Genomic DNA, 22122 nt, shown 5'->3' on the forward strand with positions numbered 1-22122 from the left:
GACGATTTCGTGCCCGCCGCGCGCTGCGCTTCAGCGAAGCCGCGCTGGCCGGCGGCGGGGGAGTGGGGAGGGTCGAATAGGGCGATGGCGAATTTCATGCTGCGATACGCGAAGGATTTCTTCGAATGATAAACCAATGCCTGTGTTTTGCCGGTCCGCAAATGAAAAAGCCCGTCGCGGGGACGGGCTTTTTCGGAGGCGCTTTCTATCAGTCGTCGCCGCCGGCGATGCCGAAGATCTGCAACAGGCTGATGAACAGGTTGTAGATCGACACGTACAGGCTGATGGTGGCCATGATGTAGTTGCGTTCGCCGCCGTGGATGATCGCGCTGGTCTGGTAGAGGATCATCGCCGAGGAGAACAGGACGAAGCCGGCGCTGATCGCCAGTTGCAGGCCGCTGATCTGGAAGAACAGCGATACCAGCACGGCGCCCAGCAGGACGAAGAAGCCGGCGGTGATGAAGCCGGACAGGAAGCTCATGTCCTTGCGGGTGGTCAGCACATAGGCGGACAGGCCGAAGAACACCAGGGCGGTCATGGCGAACGCCGAAGTGATGATGCTGCCGCCGTTGGGCAGGCCGAGGTACATGTTGAGGATCGGGCCGAGCGTGTAGCCCATGAAGCCGGTCAGGGCGAAGGTGCTGACCAGGCCCCAGGCGCTGTTGCGCAGCTTCACGGTGAGGAAGAACAGGCCGTAGAAGCCGATCAGCACCACGAACACGTTCGGATAGGGCAGGCGCATCTGCTGCGAAACGTAGGCCACCAGGCCGCTGAAGGCCAGGGTGAGTGCCAGCAGGCCGTAGGTATTGCGCAGAACGCCGCTGACTTCACGCTGTTCCGCGACGGCGGAGTTCAGCTGATATTGCTGTTCTTGCATGGTGTGGGTACTCCTTAACGGGAACGGGTCCATGACGTACTGATGGGCATGATAGCAAAGCCTCTGCCAGGGCCAATCGATAGAGTTTGACAGTGTGTTGCTATCCGGTACTATGGCGCCCCGCGATGCGGAGGTGTGGCCGAGTGGTTTAAGGCAACGGTCTTGAAAACCGTCGAAGGGGAGACTCTTCCGTGAGTTCGAATCTCACCGCCTCCGCCATATCCGCGTACTGAAAAGCCCCGCTGAGCGGGGCTTTTGCATTTTCGGGGCGCCGCTCTTCCGCACTTCCGGGTCGTTTCCGCAGCCTGCCCGGCGTCGATTCGATGACTCTCCGATTTCGTCGGGTAATGGCTTCAGATCACGAAGAAGCCGTGAGTTCCGTCGCGACCGAGTTGCTCCACCAGGCCGAACTCCCAGTCCAGGTAGCCCTGCATCGCTTCGCGCGGATTGTCGGTACCTTCGTAGGGGCGGCGGTAGCGGTCGATGCGCGGCGACGCCAACAGGCTTTCGCCGTCTTCCGTCGGCAGGCCCGCGGCGACCCAGGCGCTGGTGCCGCCGTCGAGAAGGAACACCGGCTTGCCGCTGAGTGCCTGGACTTCCGCCACGGCGAAGCGCGCCAGCAGGCTGCTGCCGCAGGTGAGTACGTAGCGCTCGGCCGTGCCCAGCCGTTCCAGTGCCTGCTTCAACTGGCTGCGCAATACCCAGGCGGCGCCGGGGATGTGGCGTTTCGCATAGTTGGCGCTGGCGGTGAAGTCGAGCACCCGGGTGCCCGGTTCGCCCAGCCAGTCGGCGAGGGTGGTCGGGTCGATGGTGTCGGCCCGGGGTTGCCTCGGCAGCGGCGCGCTCCAGGCGCCCCTCTCGCTGAAGTCGGCGTCGGAGAGTCCGTCCAGTACCGCGACCTGCCAGCCCATCTGGGCCAGCCAGGAGGCGCTCATGTTGGCGCGTACGCCATCGTCGTCCACCAGTACCAGGCGCGCGCCGCGCACGCTGGCGACATGGTCGGTTTCCTGAACCAACTGGCCACCGGGCGTGGAGCGGGAGCCAGGCAGGTGACCGGCTTCGTATTCCTCGGGCGTGCGTACGTCGAGCAGGTAGGTGGTGCGGTCGTGCTCGTCCTGCCATTGGGCCAGACCGGCCAGGTCGAGGCGTTCGACGCCGGCGCGGTCGGCGACGGCACGGGCGCGCTGGGCGGCGGCCTTGCGAGTGTCCTGGGAGATCGCACCGAAGCGTCGCGTCTGGCCGTGTTCCAGTTGCTGACCGGCCAGCGTCCAGCCGATGGTGCCGTTGCGTAATGCCGCCACCGGGTTGGGGATGCCGGCGTTGAGCAGCGACTGGGTACCGATGATGCTACGAGTGCGCCCGGCACAGTTGACTATCACCCGGGTGCGCGGGTCCGGCGCCAGTTCGGCGACGTGCAGCACCAGTTCGGCGCCGGGCACGCTGATGCCGCCGGGGATACTCATGGTCTGGTATTCGTCGAAACGACGGGCATCCAGGATCACCGCGTCGGCCCTGGCGTCGAGCAAAGCCTGTACTTCCTCCGCGGCCAGCGATGGCGTGTGGCGCTCGGCCTCCACCAGTTCGCCGAAGGCCTTGCTCGGCACGTTCACATCCCTGAACAGCTCGCCGCCGGCGTTGCGCCAACCGGACAGGCCGCCATCGAGCAAGGCCACGTCGCTGTAGCCGAGGTCGAGGAGGCGTTGCGCGGCGACCGACGCCAGGCCTTCGCCGTCGTCGTAGACGGTAATCGGCGTGTCGCGGCGCGGCACCCGGGCATGGATCTCCAGTTCCAGCCTGGACAGCGGCAGGTTGGCGGCGAACAGGGGATGGGCCTGGGCGAACGGGTCCTCCTCGCGCACGTCGAGCAGCGCCAGCTCCCGGCGGGCGAGGAGAGCGGCGCGGATATCGTGGAAGGTGCGTACGGCGATCTGGCTCATGCGGGGTTCTCTTTCGACAGGTCCCAGATATTGGGCAAGCGGCTGTTGGAATAGCCGGAAATGAAGGGTTTTTCCTCACCTTCGGCGCTGAACACGGCACGCCGTACCGCACCGATATTGGCGCCGTAGACGTGGATACTGATGGATGTGCGGTCGCTGAAGGCGTTGCTCACCCGGTGCACGTCGCCAATGCGTGGCGACAGCGCTTCGACCTCGCCGGGCTCCAGGCGTCGACGGGCTCCGCTGGGATGCGGACGCCCCCCCGCATCGAAGGCGTACGGCTGCGAGTATTCGGCCCCGCGGAGCATGCCGATCAGGCCCCAGACCCGATGATCGTGTACCGGTGTGATCTGGCCCGGCCCCCAGACGAAGCTGACCACCGAGAAGCGCTGCCGTGAGTCGACATGCAGCAGGTACTGTTGGTAGCGCTGTGGATCGGGGCGGGCGCAGTCTTCCGGCAGCCAGTCGTCCTGGCGCACCAGCTCGGCCAGCAGGGGGTGGGCTTGGGCGAGCAGGGTGGATTCGTCGGGACGGCTGTCGAGCAGTGTCGCCAGCTCGCCGATGAACTGGCGCAGGCGGTCGAGGCGCAGGATGGATGACATGCGGGGATTCACTCCGGGAAGTTCTGGCGGTACGGTAGCAAACGCTTTTTTATTCCTGAAATGCATTTTGAATCTAAGCTAATATGCGAGAAATGCAATTGGTGCCGGCCCCATGAAAATCGATGACATCGACGCCTTCGTCGCGGTGATCCGCAACGCTTCCCTGAGCCAGGCCGCCGAGAGCCTGGGTCTGACCCAGTCTGCGATCACCCGGCGGGTACAGAGCCTGGAGGAGTCCCTCGGAGTGGCATTGCTGGACCGCAATACCAAGCCGCTCAAACCCACCGCCAGCGGACTGCGGGTCTACGAACAGTGCCGGCGGGTGCTGCGCGAGGTGGATGGCCTACGTGAACTGGTGGCCGGTGACGCCACACCAAGTGGCGTGCTGCGCCTGGGCGTGCCGCAGAGTATCGGCGAGGTGGTGTTGCTGGATGCCCTTCGGCGGCTGGCCGACGAGTACCCGGAGCTGCGCGCGCAGGTCGGCACTGGCTGGGGCAGCCATTTGCTGGCGCGCCTGGAGAATGCCGAACTGGACGCGGCAGTGGTGTTGTTTCCGCCAAGCAAGGTATTCCCCGAAGAACTCGGCGCCACGCCCCTAGGGCGCATGGAACTCTGCGTGGTGGTCGCCCGCGACAGTGCCATCCAGGCGCGACGCCTGCTCGATTGCTACCACCATGGCTGGGTGCTCAACCCCGATGGCTGCGGCTTCCGTGCCGGCCTGCAACGGGCCCTGGCCGATCAGGGCCTGGGCCTGCAACTGAACCTCGAGACTTTCGGCAGCGAGCTGCAACTGGGCCTGGTCGCCGCGGGCCGGGGTCTCGGCCTGGTGCCGGCGCCGGCCCTGGCGCGTAGCCGCTACCGCGATCAGTTGCAGGTGCTGCAACTGGAGGATTTCCAGCCGCTGATCCAGCTCTGGCTGGTGCGTCCGCGCCTGCTGGGCAATCTGGAGACGCCGGCACGGCTGTTCGGCAGGGCGGTGGCCGAGGGGTTGGATATGCAAGCCGGTTGAGTAGCGGCGCCGGGAGAACCCCGGGAGACGGGAGCGTGAATGAGAAGGGGCTGCAGTCGGGATCAACATTCCCCTGCGAGCCCCTTTTCGCTTCAGAGGGAAGAGGGAGCGAGGGCGGCTACGCATAGTGTCCGCCTTGGGAAACGAAAAGACGGAAAAGCTAAATATGCGCGTTTAGCATATTAAGATATGACAAAAATGAATTTCCATCATGTAGTTTCAGCCTGTAGCTTCTAAGAAAAGCACCCATGCAGATGTTTTTCTTATAACGAAAGCCGCCAACCTTATCAGTCGAGCGGCCCAGGCGAGGGCAACAGCGTGAGCGTGGAAATTCTCGGCATGATCACCGCCACACCGAGTTCCGAGGTGGACCAGCCGTTGGGGGAGGCTGTGGACGCCGGTTTCGTCCGGCGTTTCGCCCAGGCCCATGAGGACGCCGGCTTCGACCGGGTGCTGGTGGGGTATTTCAGCAATGCCGCCGAGGGCGCGGTGGTCAGTTCCTTCGTCGCCGCTGCCACCCGGCGCCTTGGCGTTCTCCTGGCCTATCGCCCGGGGGTGATCGCAGCGCCGCTGGCGGCACGCCAACTGGCCACCCTGGATCAGTTCAGCGAGGGCCGCCTGGCCCTGAACGTAGTCAGTGGTGGTAACGACGAGGACCTCGCGCGCGATGGCGACTACCTCGACCATGACCGCCGCTACGCCCGTACCGACGAATACCTGCAAGCCCTGCGTGCTATCTGGACCGCCACGGGACCGGTGGATTTCGACGGCGAGTTCTACCGCTTCCAGGGCGCCTCGCCAGCGGTGCGCCCGCGCCAGTCGCCGCACATACCGATCTATTTCAGTGGCTCCTCCGACGCAGCCATCGAGGTCGCCGCCAGGCACGCCGACACCTACATGCTCTGGGGCGAGCCGCTGGCCGCGGTCGACGGGCATATCCGCCGAGTGCGCGCCGCCGCCAAGGCCCAGGGACGCGATCTGCGCTTCTCGGTGTCATTCCGGCCGATCGTCGCGGATACCGAGGAGGCCGCCTGGAAGCGTGCCGCCGAGGTGCTCGAACAGGTCCGCGAGAACCGTGCGCGCCTCGGTCTGCCGCTGCGCGACCACCAGCCGCAGAACGTCGGTTCGCAGCGCCTGCTGGCCGCCGCCGAGCAGGGCGAGGTGCTCGACAGCCGTTTGTGGACCGGCGTGGCCCGGCTGACCGGGGCGCGCTGGAACTCCACCGCCCTGGTAGGCACCCCCGAGCAGGTTGCCGCTGCGCTTGGCGAGTACTACCGGCTGGGCGTCTCGACCTTCCTGATTCGAGGCTTCGATCCGCTCGGCGACGCCGTGCGCTACGGCCAGGGCCTGATTCCCGCCATACATGACCATATCGCCCGCCTGCCGCTGTTGCGGCACGCCGGTTGAGGAGCTCCGATGAAACTCAAGCAATACCTGCTAACCAGCTTCGCCACGCTTCTGCTCGGTGCCTCCCTGGCCCAGGCCGCAGAGCTGCCGACGTTGCGTGTGGGCGACCAGAACTACTACAACGTGCGGGCTTCCATGGAGGCCTCGGGAGTTCTCGAAGGCGCGCCTTACCAGGTCGAATGGAAGCATTTCCAGTCCGCCGCGCCGGTGGCCGAAGGGTTGCAGGCCGGAGCGCTGGACCTGGGTTTCCTCGGCGACTCGGGCTTCATCTTCCTCGCCGCCAAGGGTGCGCCGGTGAAGCTGGTCGGCGTCTCGCGGCAGAACCCCGATACCATAGCCCTGCTGGTGCCGAAGGATTCTCCGGTGCGCAGCATTGCCGATCTCAAGGGCAGGAAAGTCGCCTACTGGCCCGGTGCCTGGAGCCAGCAACTGACCTTGCGCGCGCTGGAGAAAGCCGGCCTGCCGAAGGACTACGTGGAGTTCGTCAAGCTGATGCCGATCGACGCCGCCGCCGCCTTGCCGCGCGGCAGCATCGATGCCTTTCCGGTGTGGGAGCCGTATATCTCGCAGCAGATCGTGGTTTCCGGCGCACGGCCGATTCTCACCGCCCGCGACCTGATGCCGGGGCTGTCCAGCATCGCCGCCAACGCTGCTTCCATCGAGCCCAGGCGCGCGCAGATCGCCGACTTCCTCGGCCGCCTGCGCAAGGCACGGGCCTGGGTCGAGGCACACAAGGAGCAGTACGCCGACCTCTGGGCGCAGAAGGCCAATCTCGACCGGGCAGTCTCCCGCCATTGGATCGGCCAGGCCGGCATGAGCGTCGGCCCGGTAGACGCCCAGGCCGCCACCGACTACCAGGAGACCGCGGATTTCCTGCTGCAGACCGGTGCCTTGCCCAAGCCGTTCGACACTTCCACGGTGATCGACACGTCCTTCAACGAAGCCTTCCACTGAGTACGGACCATGAGCATCCAGTTTCTCGGCATGATCGGCCATCGCCTGGCCTCGGAGACCCTCGCGCCGGTCGGACCTATCCTCGACAAGCCTTACATCGCCGCTTTCGCACGCGCCCACGAAGAGGCCGGCTTCGATCGAATCCTGGTCGGCTACTGGTCGGACCAGCCGGATGGATTCCTGGTGGCCGCCGCCGCTGGCCTGGCCACTTCCCGGATCGGTCTGCTGCTGGCGCACCGCCCCGGTTTCGTCGCCCCGACCCTGGCCGCGCGCAAGCTGGCGACCCTCGAACACCTCCTCGACGGGCGCCTGGCGGTGCATATCATCAGCGGCGGCAGCGACGCCGACCAGCGCAAGGACGGCGATTATCTCGACCACGACCAGCGCTATGCCCGCAGCGACGAATTCATCGAACTGCTCAAGCGCACCTGGACCAGCACCGAACCCTTCGATTTCCACGGCGCGCACTACCGCGTGGAGCACGCCTTCTCGGCCATCCGTCCGCAGCAGAAACCGCACATTCCGGTGTATTTCGGCGGCTCCTCGGAAGCCGCGCTGAAGGTCGCCGGCAAGCAGGCCGATGTGTTCATGCTCTGGGGCGAACCCCTGGCACAGGCCGCCGAAACCATCTCCGCTGTGCGCGAACAGGCGCGCTCGAATGGTCGCGAAGTGGAATTCAGCCTGTCGTTCCGGCCCATCCTCGGGCGCACGGAGGACGAGGCCTGGGCCAAGGCCGAGGCGATACGCGCAAGCGCCGGCGCGCGCCTGGGCGAGGCCGGCTTCCCCAAGGGCAAGCCGCAGAGCGTCGGCGCCCAGCGTCTGCTCAAGGCGGTGGAGCAGGGCGAGCGCCTCGACGAGCGCCTTTGGACCGGAATCGCCAGGCTGGTCGGTGGTGGGCACAACTCCACCGCCCTGGTCGGTACCGCGGAACAGGTGGCCGACGCCCTGCTCGCCTACTACGACCTGGGCGTGCGCAATATCCTCATTCGCGGTTTCGATCCCCTCGCCGATGCCGTGGAATATGGCCGCGAGCTGATCCCGCTGACCCGCGCCAAAGTCGCCGAGCGCGAGCGCCGGCGCGCCACGGCCTGATCCCATGGCCGTCCTGCAGACTCCCTCGGCGGCGTTCGATGAACGGCTGCCAGAACTGACCCGGCAACTGGCGGAAAGCGCCGATGCCCATGACCGCAGCGGAGATTTTCCCCATGCCAACCTGGCCCTGCTGCGACACCACGGGCTGCTCGCCCTGGCCTTGCCGCCTGCGCTCGGCGGTCCCGGCGCCAGCCTCGGCGAGCTGCGCCGGGTAATCGGCGCGGTGGCTCGCGGCGAACCCTCCACGGCCCTGGTGCTGTGCATGCAGTACCTGCATTTGCGGCGCCTGGCCGATAACCCCGATTGGCCCGGCGCGCTCAAGCGGCGCGTGGCGCGCGAGGTGCTGGAGCAGGGGGCGTTGATCAATAGCCTGCGCGTGGAGCCCGAGCTGGGTTCGCCGTCACGCGGCGGTCTGCCGGGTACGCTGGCGCGGCGTGTCGGCGACGGCTGGCAGCTGTCTGGGCACAAGCTCTACACCACCGGCATTCCCGGCCTGACCTGGCTGGCGGTATGGGCGCGCAGCGACGAGCCGATCCCCCGCGTGGGTACCTGGCTGGTGCGCCGCGACAGCCCAGGCATCCGTATCGTGGAGAGCTGGGACCATCTGGGCATGCGCGCCAGCGGCAGCCACGAGGTGCTCTTCGAAGAGGTGGCGGTGCCTCTGGAAAACGCCATCGGCCTGCATCCCCACGACCAGCCTCCGGCGCCGGACCAGGCCGTGCTGCGCGACTTCGCCCAGGCTAGCGCGGTGTTGCTTGGCGCTCTCTACGACGGTATCGCCGGGAGCGCCCGCGAGTGGCTCGTCGGCTGGCTGCGCGAGCGCGTGCCGGCCAGTCTCGGCGCGCCGTTGGCGAGCCTGCCGAGGATGCAGGAGGCGCTCGGCGGGATCGACGGCCTGCTCCTGCAGAACCGCCTGCTGCTCGATGCCGCGTGCTGCGGACAGTTGCCCGCCAGCGACTCCGGGCTGCTCAAGGTCGCGGTCATCGACAACGCGTTGGCGGTGGTCGAGAAGGCCCTGGAACTGAGCGGCAACCACGGCCTCAGCCGGCACAATCCGCTACAGCGGCACTACCGCGACGTGCTTTGCGGACGTGTCCACACGCCACAGAAAGATAGCGTCTGGAGCGCGGCGGGGAGGGCGGCGCTGAGTCTTTGAAACGTACCTCCCACGATTCTCGACCCTGGCCTTGTCGGCGACCGCACCGGCGGAACGGATAGCCCAGGATAGCCCCGGCTCCGTGCGGAGCTGCCTGGAGATTGCCCATGAAACGACCCCTGTGTGTGCTTGCCGGCCTGCTGGCCGCGACCCTGCTGGCTGGAGCCGCCAGCGCCGCCGACCTCATCAGCCTGCGCCTGGGCGATGTGAAGGGCGACCGCTACGCCGCCCTGCGCGCGTCCGGCGAGCTCGACGACCTGCCGTACAAGCTGGAAATGTCGGCGTTCCCCTCCGGTGCACCGGTGCTCGAGGCGCTCAACGCCGGGGCCCTGGACATAGGCTTTACCGGCGACATCCCGTTCCTCTTCGTCTACGCTGCCGGCGCGCCGCTCAAGGCGGTGGGCGCCTGGCACTTCAACCCGGCGACCGTGGCGCTGGTGGTCGGCAAGGACTCGCCGATCCGTTCGGTGGCCGGCCTCAAGGGCAAGCGCATTGCCGTCAATCGCGGCGGCTGGGGGCATTTCCTCGCCCTTGGCGCGTTGCGTCGCGCCGGCCTCGGACCGCAGGACGTAAGCTTTTCCTTCCTTGGTCCGGTGGACGGCCGTGCCGCCCTGGTGCGTGGCTCGGTAGACGCCTGGGTGCCCTGGGAGCCCTATACCTCCAGCGCCGTGCTGCTCGATCAGGCGCGGGTCATCGACAACGGTGCCGGGATCATGACCGGCTACTCCTATGCCCTGGCCAGCGACGCTGCGATCGCCCGCAAGAAGGCCGCGATCAGCGACCTGCTGACCCGCCTGGCGCGTGCCCAGGCCTGGGCCCTGAGGCATCCGGAGGCGTTCGCCGAGGCCCTGGCCAAGGATCTGAACATGCCGCGCGAAGTCACTCGGCGCTGGGTTGGCGAGGCGCGCATCAGTCCTGTGGTCTTCGGTCCGGAGGTTGCCGCTACCCTGCAGACCGCCGCCGATTTCTTCCATGCCGAAGGCGTGCTGCCGAAGTCGCTGGAGGTCGCCCCGGCGTTCGACTTCAGCCTGTCCGCCGGTGCCGCCGAAGTGGCCCGCCAGTTGCCCGCCGACCTCCGCGTCGGCCAGCGTTGAGGAGTTACGGAATGCGTCAGACCCTGAGCCTGTTCCTGCTTCTCTGCCTGCTCGTCGGCCAGGCCTGTGCCGACGAGCGCGTGACCCTGCGCCTGGCCGACCAGAAGGGCAACATGCGCGCCCAGTTGGAGGCTGCCGGCGCGCTGGACGACCTGACCTACGACATCCGCTGGTTCGAATTCCCCGCCGCCGCCCCCCTCGCCGAAGCACTCAATGCCGGTGCGGTGGATGCCGGCATCATCGGCGACGCGCCATTGCTCTTCGCCCTGGCCGCCGGTGCCCGGCTGAAGGCCATCGCCGTCGACAAATCCGATCCCTACGGTACCGCCGTGCTGGTGAGAGGGGATTCGCCGCTGCGCTCGGCCAACGACCTGAAAGGTCAGCGCATTGCCACCGGGCGCGGTTCCATCGGCCACTTCGTCGCGCTCAAGGCCTTGGCCTCGGTCGGGCTGGGCGAGAAGGACGTCGAATTCCGCTTCCTCGGCCCGGTGGACGCGAAAATGGCCCTCGCCAATGGTTCCGTGGATGCCTGGGCGACCTGGGAGCCCTACACCGCGTTCGCGGAGACCGCCGACAAGGCTCGGGTACTGGTCGACGGTCGCGGCCTGTGGGCTGGCAACAGCTTCCTCGCTGCTACCGATAGCGCACTGGCCGACCCGGCGAAACGCGCCGTGCTGCAGGACTACCTGCAACGCCTGGCCAGCGCCCAGCGCTGGGCGTACCTGCACCTGGACGAGTATTCGCGAAGCCTGGCGCAGATCATCGGCTTCCCCGAGGACGCCGCGCGCTTGCAGTTCGAACGCCGGCGCTTGCGTTGGCAGGCGCTGGATGAGCGAACGCTCGGCCAGCAGCAGGAGACCGCCGATTTCTACCAGGCCCATGGATTGATTCCGCAGCGCCTCGATGTGCGGCCGACCTTCGCCAGCGGCTTTGCGGTCAGGCAGGCGTCGGATGCGGATATCCGGTAGGCGCTGCCTGGGTATTAATTGATAACTATAAGTTATTTATCGATTGTTTTTTATTCCAATAATCTATCCGTTCCGTCGCCGGCAGCTGGAACTCCCGTCCCTGCGGGCGCTCGCACCTATCCCAGGAGTCATCGCATGTCTCGTCCGTTCCTGCGTCGCTTGGCCATCGTGTTTGCCGCTTCCGTCGTCCTGTCGGGCATTGGTGGCGCACAGGCCGAGGAGGTCCTGCGCATCGGCTTCCAGAAATCCTCGACTCTGCTGACCCTGATCCGCAGCCAGGGCACCTTCGAGCGCGAGTTGGCTAGGCAGGGCATCCGGGTGTCCTGGCATGAGTTCCCCAGCGGCCTGCCGTTGCTCGAATCGCTCAATGTCGGCAACGTCGATCTCTCCGCCGACGTCGCCGACACCGTGCCGGTGTTCGCCCAGGCGGCGGGTGCTCGCCTGACCTACTTCGCCCGCGAAACACCTTCGCCCGCGGCGCAGGCGATACTGGTCGGCGAACATTCGCCGCTGAAGTCCCTGGCCGAGCTGAAGGGCAAGCGCATCGCCGTGACCAAGGCCGCCGGCAGCCACTACCTGCTGATCGCCGCGCTGGCCAGCGCCGGGCTTGAGTTCTCCGACATCCAGCCAGCCTACCTGACGCCAGCCGACGGCCGCGCCGCCTTCGAGAACGGCAAGGTCGACGCCTGGGTGACCTGGGACCCCTACGTGGCAAGCGCCCAGCGCCAGCAACGCGCGCGGGTACTGGCCGACGGCCAGGGCCTGGCCAGCTACCAGCGCTACTACCTCGCCTCCAGCGACTACGCCAGGAAACATCCTGAAGTGCTCCAGCAGGTCTTCGCCGAACTGCAGCGCACCGGGCGCTGGCTCAAGAGCCACCCGGCCGACGCGGCCAAGGTGCTGGGGCCGCTGTGGGGCAATCTCGATGCCGCTACCGTCGAGCAGGCGAATGCGCGGCGCAGCTACGACGTACAACCGGTGAGCGCAGATGGTCTCGACGAGCAACAGCGCATCGCCGACGCCTTCCACGCCCAGGGACTGCTACCCAAACCGGTGGATACGCGCGCCGTGGAGGTATGGCAGCCGCGGCACTGAGCGGCGCGGCTGCCCTGTGATGCGCGGCACCGGCGGCCAGCGTAGCTTGCCGCTGGCGCGCGTCCTTCAGGCCAGCCCATAGCTGATCTGCTCGGCCTTGACGTGGAACGCCTGCTCACGGCTCGGAAGATGCTGGTTGGCATCGGCGTTGCCCTGGCGCAGGCGTTCGGACCTCAGCGTTGGCAGGCGGAACACATCCTGCCGCTCGGTCTGCAACGCATTGCCGCGCATCAGTTCCATCAACGGAACCTGCATGGCCGGGGTGCTCTGGCCGAGGAAGTAGTTGGGCACCTCGTCGCACCACAGCAGCATGTAGTCGCTCACCGCATCGTGCTCGGCGTCGAGCACCACGTACTCGACGCGGTGGCGCAGGACCACTTCGGCGTCGATGCTCCAGCGGGTGTCCACGGTGAACAGCGGAACGTGCTTTTCCACGTCCACCAGCAGGCCATTCACCGCCTTGCAGCCGGACTTGCGGCAGGCCACGTGGTAGCGCTTGTCGGGGAGGGGGTGACGCGCCACCACGTCGCGCCCGCCAAGCAGGTGCAGGTCGAACTCCTTGATGCGGATGTCGATCAGCTCGCACGGCAGGTCGAACCCCGCAGGCGTCAGCAGCCTGGGGCAGAAATGGATAAGCATGGTTTTCTCCATCAGGCATGCCCGGGGCTTTCCCGCCCAGGGGGAGAGGTATCTCTATCGGTCGCAGGTCAGCCGGCAAGCCGCATCCTGACGGACGAGGCAGAGCCTCGCCCGGTGAAAGACGCGAACGCCGGTCCTGGCGGACCTCGCTGGATTTTTCTGGCTCCGGGCGCTCCCGCGCTTCCAGGGGGCGTCTCGGGCGGGTGTCAGCTCCCGGTCTTGACCCGGCTCCAGACCCGGGTACGGATTCTCTCGACCTTCAGTGGCAGGGTTTCCAGCGGGAAGAGGGTCGCCATGGTTTCCTTGCTCAGGTAAACCGCCGGGTTTTCCCGCAGCTTCCGCTCCACCAGCGGCAGCGCCGCCTGGTTGCCATTCGGATAGCCCACGTAGTTGGAGGTCCTGGCGATGACCTCCGGACGCAGCAGGTAGTCGATCAGCGCATAACCCTGCTGCGGATGCGGTGCATCCTTGAGCAGCACCATGTTCTCGGCCCAGACCAGCGAGCCTTCCCGGGGAATGCTGTAGGCGATATGGCGACCGTTACCGGCCTGTTCGTTGTTGACCTGGGCCATGTAGGCCGTGCCCTGCCAGCCGACCACCACGCAGACGTTGCCGTTGGAGAGGTCGGTGTCGACTCTGGAGGAGTCGAAATAGCGAATGTAGGGGCGAACCTTCAGCAACAGTTCCTGGGCTTTCTGGTAATCCTCGGGATTCTGGCTGTTGTGCGGCAGGCCCAGGTAGTTGAGGGCGATGGAAACCAGCTCGGTGGAGGAGTCCAGCGTGGCCACGCCGCACTGGCTGAGGCGGGAGATATTCTCCTCCTTGAAGACCAGGTCCCAGGAGTCGACCGGCGCGTCGGGGCCGAGCAGCTTGCGGACCTTGTCCACGTCGTAGGCGATCCCGGTGGTTCCCCAGAGATAAGGTACGGCATAGCGATTGCCGGGATCGTTGGCCTGAAGCTTCCCGAGGATGTCCGCGTCGAGGTTCTTCCAGTGGGGGAGCCGATCGCGGTCGAGTTCCTGGAGGACGCCTGCCTTGATCAGTCCGGGCAGGATGTTGGAGGTGATCACCACCACGTCGTAGCCGGAGCGGCCGACCATCAGTTTGCCCTGCGCGGTCTCGGCGCTGTCGAAGGTGTCGAGGACGACACGGGTGCCGGTTTCCTTCTGGAAAGCCTTGGGCGTTTCCGGGGCGATGAAGTCATACCAGTTGTAAAGATGGACGCTGGTTTGCGCAGCCCATGCACTGTCCGCCGCTGTCGCACCGATCGTCGTCAGGATCGATAACGCCAGTGCACAAACTTTTTTCATTGGATTTCCTTTCCGAAACGAAACAAGTTGGATTTTGCACCTACCAGAACTGGTAGTTCTGACCTGTGGCTATCTTCGAAGGCATCGATATTATGCACATTGGAACTCTTCATGACATAACGCCGAGTGACTAATCCCAGAGGAGTAGTTGTGTGGATATCGCATTGCACGGCGGCGCCTGGCACGAGTCACTGGGAAAGTTGCTCGAAGCGCTGGACCGGCCGTTCTTCTGGCGGATCCTGGCGCAGACCCTCGGCCAGTTCGCCCCCGTCGACAACTGGGCGGCCCTGATATTCAGCGACTCCAGCCCCTTGATTCTTTCCTTCATGGAAGAGGAGATAGAAGAAATCGAGCCGGACCCGCTGATCAGTCGATATATAACCGGACTCTATCTGCAAGATCCTTTCTACCAGGTATCCAGAAACTGTCGGCGCGGCGGGCTTTTTCATCTTGCGGATATCGTCTCCGAAGATTTCGAAACGACCGAGTATTACAATGCGTACTTTGCGCATTATGTGGTGACGGACGAAGTTCAATATAACGTCCCGCTGGATGGTGAAAGAACCCTATGCCTGTCGTTGGGCAGCGAGAGCCGCTTCGGTGCCGAGCAGATCGCGCTGTTCGAGCTGCTTCGCCCGTGGGTCATCGCGCTGATGAAAAAACGCATCCACTTCGAGGATGCGGTCAGGGAGGAGGCGAAACCGATCGCAGCGGCGGAGGTGGAAGTCCAGCCCTGGAGAGGGTTGATATCGCCGCTGACCGCGCGGGAGTCGGATGTCATCCGGCTGATGCTGGATGGATACTCGAACAAGGAAATAGCGGATCGGCTGACGCTGTCGATCGCCACCATCAAGGTGCATCGCCGGCACATCTACGCGAAGCTGAACGTGAAGTCCCACTCCGAGATATTCGCGCTGTTGATCAACCCGCCCGCGCCGCGGCTCGCCGACGCACGCTAGTGCGCCGCCTGCGGAGGAACCCGGGCGCATAAGGTTATGCGAAATTCATATTGCCCGACGCTGAAAAAGCCGGCGTCGGATTGCACTCATGGGCGAATTCCATCCAGGACGATTCGACCATGCCCGATGTACGTCTTTCCTCTCGTTCGTTGACCCCCGTGCTCTGTGCGGTGGGGCTCGCCTGCGCGCTGCAGGGCGGGGTGCAGGCCGCCGACGGTGGGCCGCGCGACGCGGCCACGGCGCCCCGGGTATTCGACATAGCGCCCGGCGAACTGGCCGAGGTGTTGTTGAACATCGTGCGCCAGGGACACGTGCCGATCGCCTTCGACCAGCGCCTGGTGGCGGGGTTGCGCGGACCGGATATCCGCGGCCGGCTCAGTGTCGAGGACGCCTTGCGGCGTGCCCTGGCCGGCAGCGGGCTGGCATACGCGCAGGACGAAAGCGGTGCCTTCGTCCTGCGCGGCGGACAGGCGCCTGTGCAGGAGACGCGAGGTGCGGCGGTGGCACCGACCTTGTCCACCGTAGTGGTCACCGGCACGCGCAAGAGCGATGTGAGGGCGCAGGACAGCCTGAGCCCGATCGACGTGGTCAGCGCTACCCAGCTACGCAGCAGCGGCGCGGTCGACCTGCGCGATGCACTGGTCAAACTGCTGCCCTCGCTGACCCGCCAGGCCCAGCCGTTCAACGCCTCGGCGTTGACCCACACGCAGTCGCTGCGCGGGCTGAGCCCCAACCATGTGCTGGTGCTGGTGAACGGCAAGCGTCGCCACGAAACGGCCAATCTCAATATCAGCGGGGGGCTGGAGAAGGGCTCCACCGGCGTCGATCTGGACACCATCCCGATCAACGCCATCGAGCGGGTCGAGGTGCTGCGCGACGGCGCCTCGGCGCAGTACGGTTCGGACGCCATCGCCGGGGTGATCAACGTCATCCTCAAGTCCGCCGACCACGGCGGGTCGGCGGCCGCTGACGTCGGGCAGACCGGCGACGGCGACGGCTTCACCCATGGCGGCGGGGGGAACATCGGACTGGCCTACGGCGATAGCGGCTTCGTCAACCTCACCGCCGAATATCGCGAGCAGGAGCGCACGATGCGCAGCGGCATCGATGAGCGCACCGGTCGGCGCGACAACATTTCCATGGGCGATCCCGCGTTCCACCGGCAATCGTTGGCGCTCAACTCCGGTTTCGGGTTGGGCGACGATATCGAGGTGTACGGCTTCGGCACCTATACCCGGCGCAAGGCCTCCTCGGCGGCCAACTATCGCCTGGCCTCGGTGGCGCCGACGCTGTATCCGGACGGCTTCACGCCGCGCCCGAACAGCGACGAGGACGACTATGCGTTCCTCGCCGGGGTGCGCGGCGAGCGTCTGCTGGATGCCTGGCACTGGGACCTGAGCAGTGGCTACGGCGCCGACCGTCCCGATATCGGCATGACCCAGTCGGTGAACGCGGCGATCTATCGTGAAACCGGCAACAGCCCGAGAAGCTTCGACCTGGCGCGCTACCGCAACAGCCAATGGACCAGCAACCTGGACCTGGGGCGGGAATTCCAACTGGATTTCCTCGCTGCTCCGCTGGCGTTGTCGCTGGGTGCGGAATACCGGCGGGAAAGCTACCGCATCGACGCCGGCGACCCGGCGTCCTACTACAGCGGCGGGGCGGAATCCCTGGCTGGCCTCTCGCCGCTCAGCGAGGGGCAATGGTCGCGGCACGCCTGGGCGTCCTACCTGGACCTGGGTACCTCCCTGACCCCAGCCTGGGAGGTCGACTTGGCGGTGCGCCACGAGAAATTCAGCGACTTCGGCAGCACCACCAACGGCAAGTTCGCCACCCGTTACCAGTTCGATCCGCGGGTGGCGCTGCGCGCCAGCGTAAGCAGCGGGTTCCGCGCGCCGTCCCTGGTCCAGGAGCACTACACCGGCCTCAGCGTCGGTCCGACCATCGCCCTCGGCCTGCTGGCGGCCAACTCGCCGGCAGCGAAGATGCTCGGCGCCGACGAACTGCAACCGGAGAAGTCGACCAGCTTCAACCTTGGCCTGGTACTCAACCCTTGGGAAAACGTCGGGCTGAACATCGACGCCTACCAGATCAGCATCCGCGACCGCATTGTCGACAGCGCCACCTATTCCGGCCAGGAAGCCATCGATGCCCTAGCTGCGGCGGGGATCTCGTTGCCGGCCAGCGCCAGTACGGTCAGTACCCATTACCTGGCCAACGGTGCCGACACCCGCACCCGCGGTGTCGACATCACCGGTCACTACCTCGTCGCGCTTGGCGAATACGGGCAGGTCGACTGGGAACTGTCGGCCAACTTCAACCGCACCACCTTGCGCAAGAACCATCGAGGCGCCAACGGCGAGCCGCTGCTCAATGCCCAGCAGGTCGCCTGGATCACCAGCTCCACCCCGCGCAGCCAGGTTTCCCTCGGCGGCACCTGGAGCCGCCAGGACTGGGAGGTCAGCCTGCGCCTGACGCGCTACGGCCGGACCAGCTCGGAACTCGACTACACGGTAGGGCCGGACGCCTGGTCGACGGAGAAATTCAACCATTTCGTCAACGACCCGAAGTACATCACCGACATCGCCGCGCGCTACCGGCTCAGCGCTGACCTGACGCTGACCGCCGGCGCCGACAACCTGTTCGACGTCCGTCCGGACAAGCTGCCCGCGCAGAACACCACCTATGGCGACGTGCTGCGCTACGACACCTATGCCTCGCAGATCGGCTTCAACGGCGCCTTCTACTACCTGCGCGCGGCCTACCGCTTCTAGAGGGCCAGGCGTGGCGCAACGAGAATTTTCTGCGACCAGCGGCGGCGTGCTGCTGGCGTCGGTGGTGGCGATCATGCTCGGGCCCACCGGCATCCTGCTGAACACCTTCAGTCTGTTCATCGCACCGATGAGCGCCGAGTACGCCTGGGACCGCGCCGAGGTGTCGTTGCTGGTGACGCTGTTCGGACTGGCGGTCGCCATCACCAGCCCGCTCAAGGGCTGGCTGATCGACCGTTGGGGCGCGCGGCGGACAATGCTCGGGCTGACCGCGGCCCTGTCGCTGCCGCTGCTCGGCCTGGCGGCGGTGAATGCCGTCTGGCAACTCTACGCGCTGTTCCTGCTGATCGGCCTGCTGGCGCCAGGCAACCTGCCTTACGGACGTATCCTCGGACTCTGGTTCCGCCACCGCCTGGGCGTGGCCTACGGCCTGCTCGGCCTGGGCTTCGGGGTGGGCGGGCCGCTGGGCCTGCTGGTCGGCCACCAGAGCCTCGAAGCGTGGGGCTGGCGCGGCGCTTTCCTGGTCTACGGCGTGCTCGAACTGGGCCTGGCGCTGCCGCTGCTGGCCTGGCTGTTCCGCGAGCCAGCGCCGGGCGCTGGCGTGGCCGCCGGCACGGCCGTAGCGGAAACCGCGCTGAGCGGATCGACGGCGCCCCAGGCCTGGCGCAGCGCCAGTTTCTGGCTGGTGCTGGGCAACCAGGTGCTGGCGGTGTTCGTGATGTCCGGGATCATGACCCATGGTGTGCCGATGCTGGTGGAGCGCGGTTTGTCCCGGGGCGAGGCGGGCACCGCGCTGTCGGCGTTGTGGGTCGGCATGATGCTGTCGCAGCCGCTGATGGGCTGGCTTCTCGACCGCGTGGCGACGCCGCGGGTGGCGTTGCCCTTCGCCCTGGCGGCGGTGCTCGGCATGGCCTGGTTCCTGGTGGGCGACACACCGAGCGGTCTATGGCTGGCGGTGTTCCTGGTCGGCCTGGGCGGAGGAGGGGAAAGCGGCACCACCAAGTACCTGTTGATGCGCTACTTCGGCCTGCGCAGCTTCGGTGTGATCTACGGTTCGATCCAGCCGTTCACCTTCGCCCTGTCGATCAGTCTCGGCGCTTACCTGCTGGGCTGGCTGTACGACCGCGCCGAAGGCTACGGGACGGCCGAATGGGTGCTGCTCGCGGCTTTTTCCCTGGCTGCGTGCAGCCTGTTCGCCTTTCGCCCCTATCCGCAGAAATTGCCCTGAGGGGAATCATGCCGGCTAGCGTTCGCCCTGGCGCCGCGCGGTCTTGCCGCCGATGCGGGTCTGGCGATAGTCGTTGGCGCACTGTCCCGTCCAGCGGCGGAAGGCGTGGCGAAAACTGGAGGTATCCATGTAGCCCAGCCTCTCGGCGACTTCCTCGATGCGCAGTCGCTCGTCCCGCAGCAGTTGGCGCGCCCTGTCGTGGCGGACCAGGTCGAGCACTTCCCGGTAGTTGGTGCCCTCGTCGGCGAGCCGTCGGCGCAGCGTCCGCTCGGTGACCTTCAACTGCCGGGCGACCCAGGCGATGCTCGGGTAGCGGTCCTGCAGCACCTCCAGCAGTGCCACGATGCGTTGGCGGTAGCCGCCCATCTCGCGGGTGACGCGGGTGTTGAAAGCCTTGCTGCCGAGCGCCAGCGAGGCCTGGAACACGGCGGAGTTGGCAGTGGCGATCTCGGCCTCGAGCAATTCCTCGGGGAGGGTGAAGGTGATGCCTTCGCCGGCGAAATACACCGGCACCCGGAAATACTCCTCGTATGCCCGCACGTCGCCGTTCCTTTCCGGGAGGCGCAGGCGGACCAGTTCCAGATCGCCCAGCAGCAGGTCGCGGAACACCGCGTAGGCGGCCGACGCCAGGACGTTGGCGTGGTACAACCGGGCCGACTGCGGCCAGTCCGGCTTGTCCTGCAGGTCGATATCCACATCCACGGTGTCGCAACTGGAACGTCTCACCGCGATCCCGCGGATGTCCTTGCGGAACAGCAGCATGTTGGTCTTGATCAGTTGCAAGGCTTCGTTCACGGTGCCGGCACTCTGCAATGCCAGCCCGGCGACGCCGTAGTCGGAAAGGCGGTAGTGCTCCCCCAGGCTCAGGCCTTCCAGGGGGGAGCGCCCGTTCAGCACGATCCACTCGTAGAGCGCTTCGCTGGGCAGGCGCGGCTCGGCAGCCGAACCCTGGCGCATGTCCGGAGGCGTGATGCGTTGCACGGCGAGGTAGTTGTTGAGTGGTCGCCACTCGAAATCGTACTGGATGTTTTCGGACGGGCTCATCGGTTACCTCTTGCACGCGATGCTATCGCCCTGAAGGCGTCAGGGCTTCGTTATTCCATGCGGATGTCGTTTCGGTTGATTTTCGTACGCTGGGCTTCCGGCAATCACTACCTTGCGTAAGGGGTTGACAGGAGCGGGGTCTGCGTATAGCCGCGCCTCCGCGACGCCGTGCCGATCGGTCGTGCATGCTCGCCGTGGCCCGGCCGAACGCTGCCGTCCCGGCCACTCTCTCCGGGGTGGCTGCGCCTGGATGATCGTCGTGGGCGATGGTGGCGCGGGCCGATCGCCGTGAGCTTCAAGCGCCATCGCCGTTTGCCGGCGCTCGGGAGGCTGCTGGCCAAGGAAAACCGCAGCGCCGCGGCGGGCGGCTGCTAGCGGGGATTTCCGGCCACGCGTGCCGTGCCCGGGCCACGCTTGCCTTCCCGGCGCGCCGGACTTCCGGTGGCCTGGAGGACAGGAAAAGCGAGCGGCGAGGTGTCGGCGAGCAGGGTCAACTCGATCTTCTGATAGGGTCGGTGGGCTGTCCGGGGCGGCTAGGATGGACATTTTCATCGTCTCGGGCAGGCCTGTCGCGACCGCGCGAAGTCGCGACGGATGCCGCTGCTAAGGAGCAACGGATGACCGTTCTTATCCAGGGGGCCGGGATCGCCGGCCTGGCGCTGGCGCGCGAATTCACCAAGGCAGGCATCGACTGGCTGCTGGTCGAGCGGGCCAGCGAGATCAGGCCCATCGGTACCGGCATCACCCTGGCGAGCAATGCGTTGACGGCGTTGTCCAGCACCCTGGATCTCGACCGGCTGTTCCGCCGTGGCATGCCGTTGGCCGGCATCAACGTATACGCCCACGACGGTTCGATGCTGATGTCGATGCCTTCCAGCCTGGGTGGGAATTCCCGCGGCGGCCTGGCGTTGCAGCGCCACGAACTGCATGCGGCGCTACTGGAGGGGCTGGATGAGTCGCGCATTCGGGTCGGGGTCTCCATCGTGCAGATCCTCGACGGACTCGACCACGAACGCGTGACCCTGAGCGACGGCACTGTCCACGACTGTTCGCTGGTGGTCGGTGCGGATGGCATTCGTTCGAGCGTGCGACGTTATGTCTGGCCGGAGGCGACCTTGCGTCATTCCGGCGAAACCTGCTGGCGCCTGGTCGTTCCCCATCGGCTGGAGGACGCCGAGCTGGCGGGAGAGGTCTGGGGGCACGGCAAGCGCCTCGGCTTCATCCAGATCAGCCCGCGCGAGATGTATGTCTACGCGACCCTGAAGGTGCGCCGGGAGGAGCCCGAGGACGAGGAGGGCTTCGTCACCCCGCAACGGCTGGCCGCCCACTACGCGGACTTCGACGGCATCGGCGCGAGCATCGCCCGGCTCATACCGAGCGCCACCACACTGGTGCACAACGACCTTGAGGAGTTGGCCGGCGCCTCCTGGTGCCGCGGACGGGTAGTGCTGATCGGCGACGCCGCACACGCCATGACGCCGAACCTGGGGCAGGGCGCGGCCATGGCCCTGGAGGACGCCTTCCTGCTGGCGCGCCTGTGGTGCCTGGCGCCGCGCGCCGAGACGCTGATCCTGTTCCAGCAGCAACGCGAGGCGCGGATCGAGTTCATCAGGAAGCAATCCTGGATCGTCGGCCGCCTTGGTCAATGGGAATCGCCCTGGAGCGTCTGGCTGAGGAATACCCTCGTCCGCCTGGTGCCGAATGCCAGTCGCAGGCGCCTGCACCAGCGTCTTTTCACCGGTGTCGGTGAGATGGCCGCGCAGTAGCCGCCGGTGCCAGTGGCGTCTTGGTCGCCTGTTTTCGAGTTCGGCGATGGTCGCTATGGAGAAGTCCCGGGCAACCAGGGCGCTTGCGCTTTACCAGGCCCGGCGTCGCTGGGCTCTCCACAGGTTCGCCGGTTTTTGCTGCGATCCGGTCTGCCGCTCGCCGGGGGCTGGCGGTATACTTCGCAGCGCCCGTTCGATGTCGTCGAATGATGTT

Annotated in this window: 18 protein-coding genes, 1 tRNA gene and 1 pseudogene; 13 read left to right on the top strand and 7 right to left on the bottom strand. The window is 66.3% G+C overall.

What is annotated here, in order from left to right:
• Together FFS27_RS34065 and FFS27_RS01625 are read right to left on the bottom strand one after the other, a co-directional pair.
• A pseudogene (locus FFS27_RS34065) lies at positions 1-98 on the bottom strand (sulfurtransferase complex subunit TusD); the annotation flags it as partial.
• A 110-nt stretch (positions 99-208) separates the two neighbouring features.
• Positions 209-877 (bottom strand): Bax inhibitor-1/YccA family protein, encoded by a 669-nt coding sequence (locus FFS27_RS01625; protein WP_021264895.1) that lies wholly within the window; start codon positions 875-877, stop codon positions 209-211.
• Between the two features lie 129 nt (positions 878-1006).
• Between FFS27_RS01625 and FFS27_RS01630 the strand changes: the two genes are divergently transcribed.
• Positions 1007-1096, top strand: a tRNA-Ser gene (locus FFS27_RS01630).
• Positions 1097-1230: 134 nt separating this feature from the next.
• On the opposite strand, the gene FFS27_RS01635 is transcribed toward FFS27_RS01630, so the two are convergent.
• A complete protein-coding gene (locus FFS27_RS01635) occupies positions 1231-2814 on the bottom strand; it encodes a rhodanese-related sulfurtransferase (protein ID WP_023101197.1) in 1584 nt (527 codons plus the stop codon).
• The gene (locus FFS27_RS01640; protein ID WP_003162147.1) at positions 2811-3416 is read right to left on the bottom strand and encodes a 3-mercaptopropionate dioxygenase; all 606 of its coding nucleotides are present in this window, start codon (positions 3414-3416) and stop codon (positions 2811-2813) included. Before FFS27_RS01640 ends, FFS27_RS01635 begins: the two co-directional genes overlap by 4 nt.
• 112 nt (positions 3417-3528) lie before the next feature.
• On the opposite strand from FFS27_RS01640, the gene FFS27_RS01645 reads away from it, so the two are divergent.
• The 8 genes from FFS27_RS01645 (at position 3529) to FFS27_RS01680 (ending at position 12191) form a co-directional block, all read left to right on the top strand.
• Entirely contained in the window at positions 3529-4425 is an 897-nt protein-coding gene (locus tag FFS27_RS01645) for a LysR family transcriptional regulator (RefSeq protein ID WP_003090383.1), read from the top strand.
• A gap of 339 nt (positions 4426-4764) precedes the next feature.
• Complete coding sequence (locus tag FFS27_RS01650; protein ID WP_003113362.1) at positions 4765-5832, top strand: LLM class flavin-dependent oxidoreductase; 1068 nt, start codon at positions 4765-4767, stop codon at positions 5830-5832.
• 9 nt (positions 5833-5841) lie between these two features.
• On the top strand, positions 5842-6786 hold the full coding sequence (locus tag FFS27_RS01655; protein ID WP_003097609.1) for an ABC transporter substrate-binding protein: 945 nt from the start codon (positions 5842-5844) through the stop codon (positions 6784-6786).
• A 9-nt stretch (positions 6787-6795) separates the two neighbouring features.
• Complete coding sequence (locus FFS27_RS01660; RefSeq protein WP_003097607.1) at positions 6796-7878, top strand: LLM class flavin-dependent oxidoreductase; 1083 nt, start codon at positions 6796-6798, stop codon at positions 7876-7878.
• A gap of 4 nt (positions 7879-7882) precedes the next feature.
• Positions 7883-9034, top strand: a complete 1152-nt coding sequence (locus FFS27_RS01665; protein WP_003162150.1) for an acyl-CoA dehydrogenase — start codon at positions 7883-7885, stop codon at positions 9032-9034.
• Positions 9035-9141: 107 nt separating this feature from the next.
• Positions 9142-10128, top strand: a complete 987-nt coding sequence (locus tag FFS27_RS01670) for an aliphatic sulfonate ABC transporter substrate-binding protein (RefSeq protein ID WP_003113358.1) — start codon at positions 9142-9144, stop codon at positions 10126-10128.
• An 11-nt stretch (positions 10129-10139) separates the two neighbouring features.
• Positions 10140-11096, top strand: coding sequence for an ABC transporter substrate-binding protein (locus FFS27_RS01675; protein WP_003097601.1), 957 nt, complete (start codon positions 10140-10142; stop codon positions 11094-11096).
• A gap of 135 nt (positions 11097-11231) precedes the next feature.
• Positions 11232-12191 (top strand): aliphatic sulfonate ABC transporter substrate-binding protein, encoded by a 960-nt coding sequence (locus FFS27_RS01680; RefSeq protein WP_021264893.1) that lies wholly within the window; start codon positions 11232-11234, stop codon positions 12189-12191.
• 66 nt (positions 12192-12257) lie between these two features.
• Here FFS27_RS01680 and qteE read toward each other — a convergent pair whose 3' ends face one another.
• Both qteE and FFS27_RS01690 read right to left on the bottom strand, forming a co-directional pair.
• Positions 12258-12830, bottom strand: a complete 573-nt coding sequence (gene qteE / locus FFS27_RS01685) for a quorum threshold expression protein QteE (RefSeq protein ID WP_003090369.1) — start codon at positions 12828-12830, stop codon at positions 12258-12260.
• 206 nt (positions 12831-13036) lie between these two features.
• The gene (locus FFS27_RS01690; protein WP_003090368.1) at positions 13037-14140 is read right to left on the bottom strand and encodes a polyamine ABC transporter substrate-binding protein; all 1104 of its coding nucleotides are present in this window, start codon (positions 14138-14140) and stop codon (positions 13037-13039) included.
• A gap of 152 nt (positions 14141-14292) precedes the next feature.
• Here FFS27_RS01690 and vqsR point away from each other — a divergent pair, with 152 nt between their 5' ends.
• From vqsR to FFS27_RS01705, 3 genes are all read left to right on the top strand, one after another.
• Complete coding sequence (gene vqsR / locus FFS27_RS01695; RefSeq protein ID WP_003130951.1) at positions 14293-15099, top strand: transcriptional regulator VqsR; 807 nt, start codon at positions 14293-14295, stop codon at positions 15097-15099.
• 119 nt (positions 15100-15218) lie between these two features.
• A complete protein-coding gene (locus tag FFS27_RS01700) occupies positions 15219-17873 on the top strand; it encodes a TonB-dependent receptor (protein ID WP_023101198.1) in 2655 nt (884 codons plus the stop codon).
• A 10-nt stretch (positions 17874-17883) separates the two neighbouring features.
• Positions 17884-19098 carry an MFS transporter gene (locus FFS27_RS01705; protein WP_003130955.1) on the top strand — a complete coding sequence of 405 codons (1215 nt, stop codon included), beginning with the start codon at positions 17884-17886 and terminating at the stop codon, positions 19096-19098.
• Positions 19099-19113: 15 nt separating this feature from the next.
• Here FFS27_RS01705 and FFS27_RS01710 read toward each other — a convergent pair whose 3' ends face one another.
• Positions 19114-20142, bottom strand: coding sequence for an AraC family transcriptional regulator (locus FFS27_RS01710; protein WP_021264891.1), 1029 nt, complete (start codon positions 20140-20142; stop codon positions 19114-19116).
• A 617-nt stretch (positions 20143-20759) separates the two neighbouring features.
• Here FFS27_RS01710 and pqsH point away from each other — a divergent pair.
• Positions 20760-21908, top strand: a complete 1149-nt coding sequence (pqsH, locus tag FFS27_RS01715) for a 2-heptyl-3-hydroxy-4(1H)-quinolone synthase (protein WP_003090354.1) — start codon at positions 20760-20762, stop codon at positions 21906-21908.
• Positions 21909-22122 lie beyond the last annotated feature (214 nt).

This window comes from Pseudomonas sp. 2VD, assembly GCF_005503585.1.
GTDB lineage: Bacteria > Pseudomonadota > Gammaproteobacteria > Pseudomonadales > Pseudomonadaceae > Pseudomonas > Pseudomonas aeruginosa.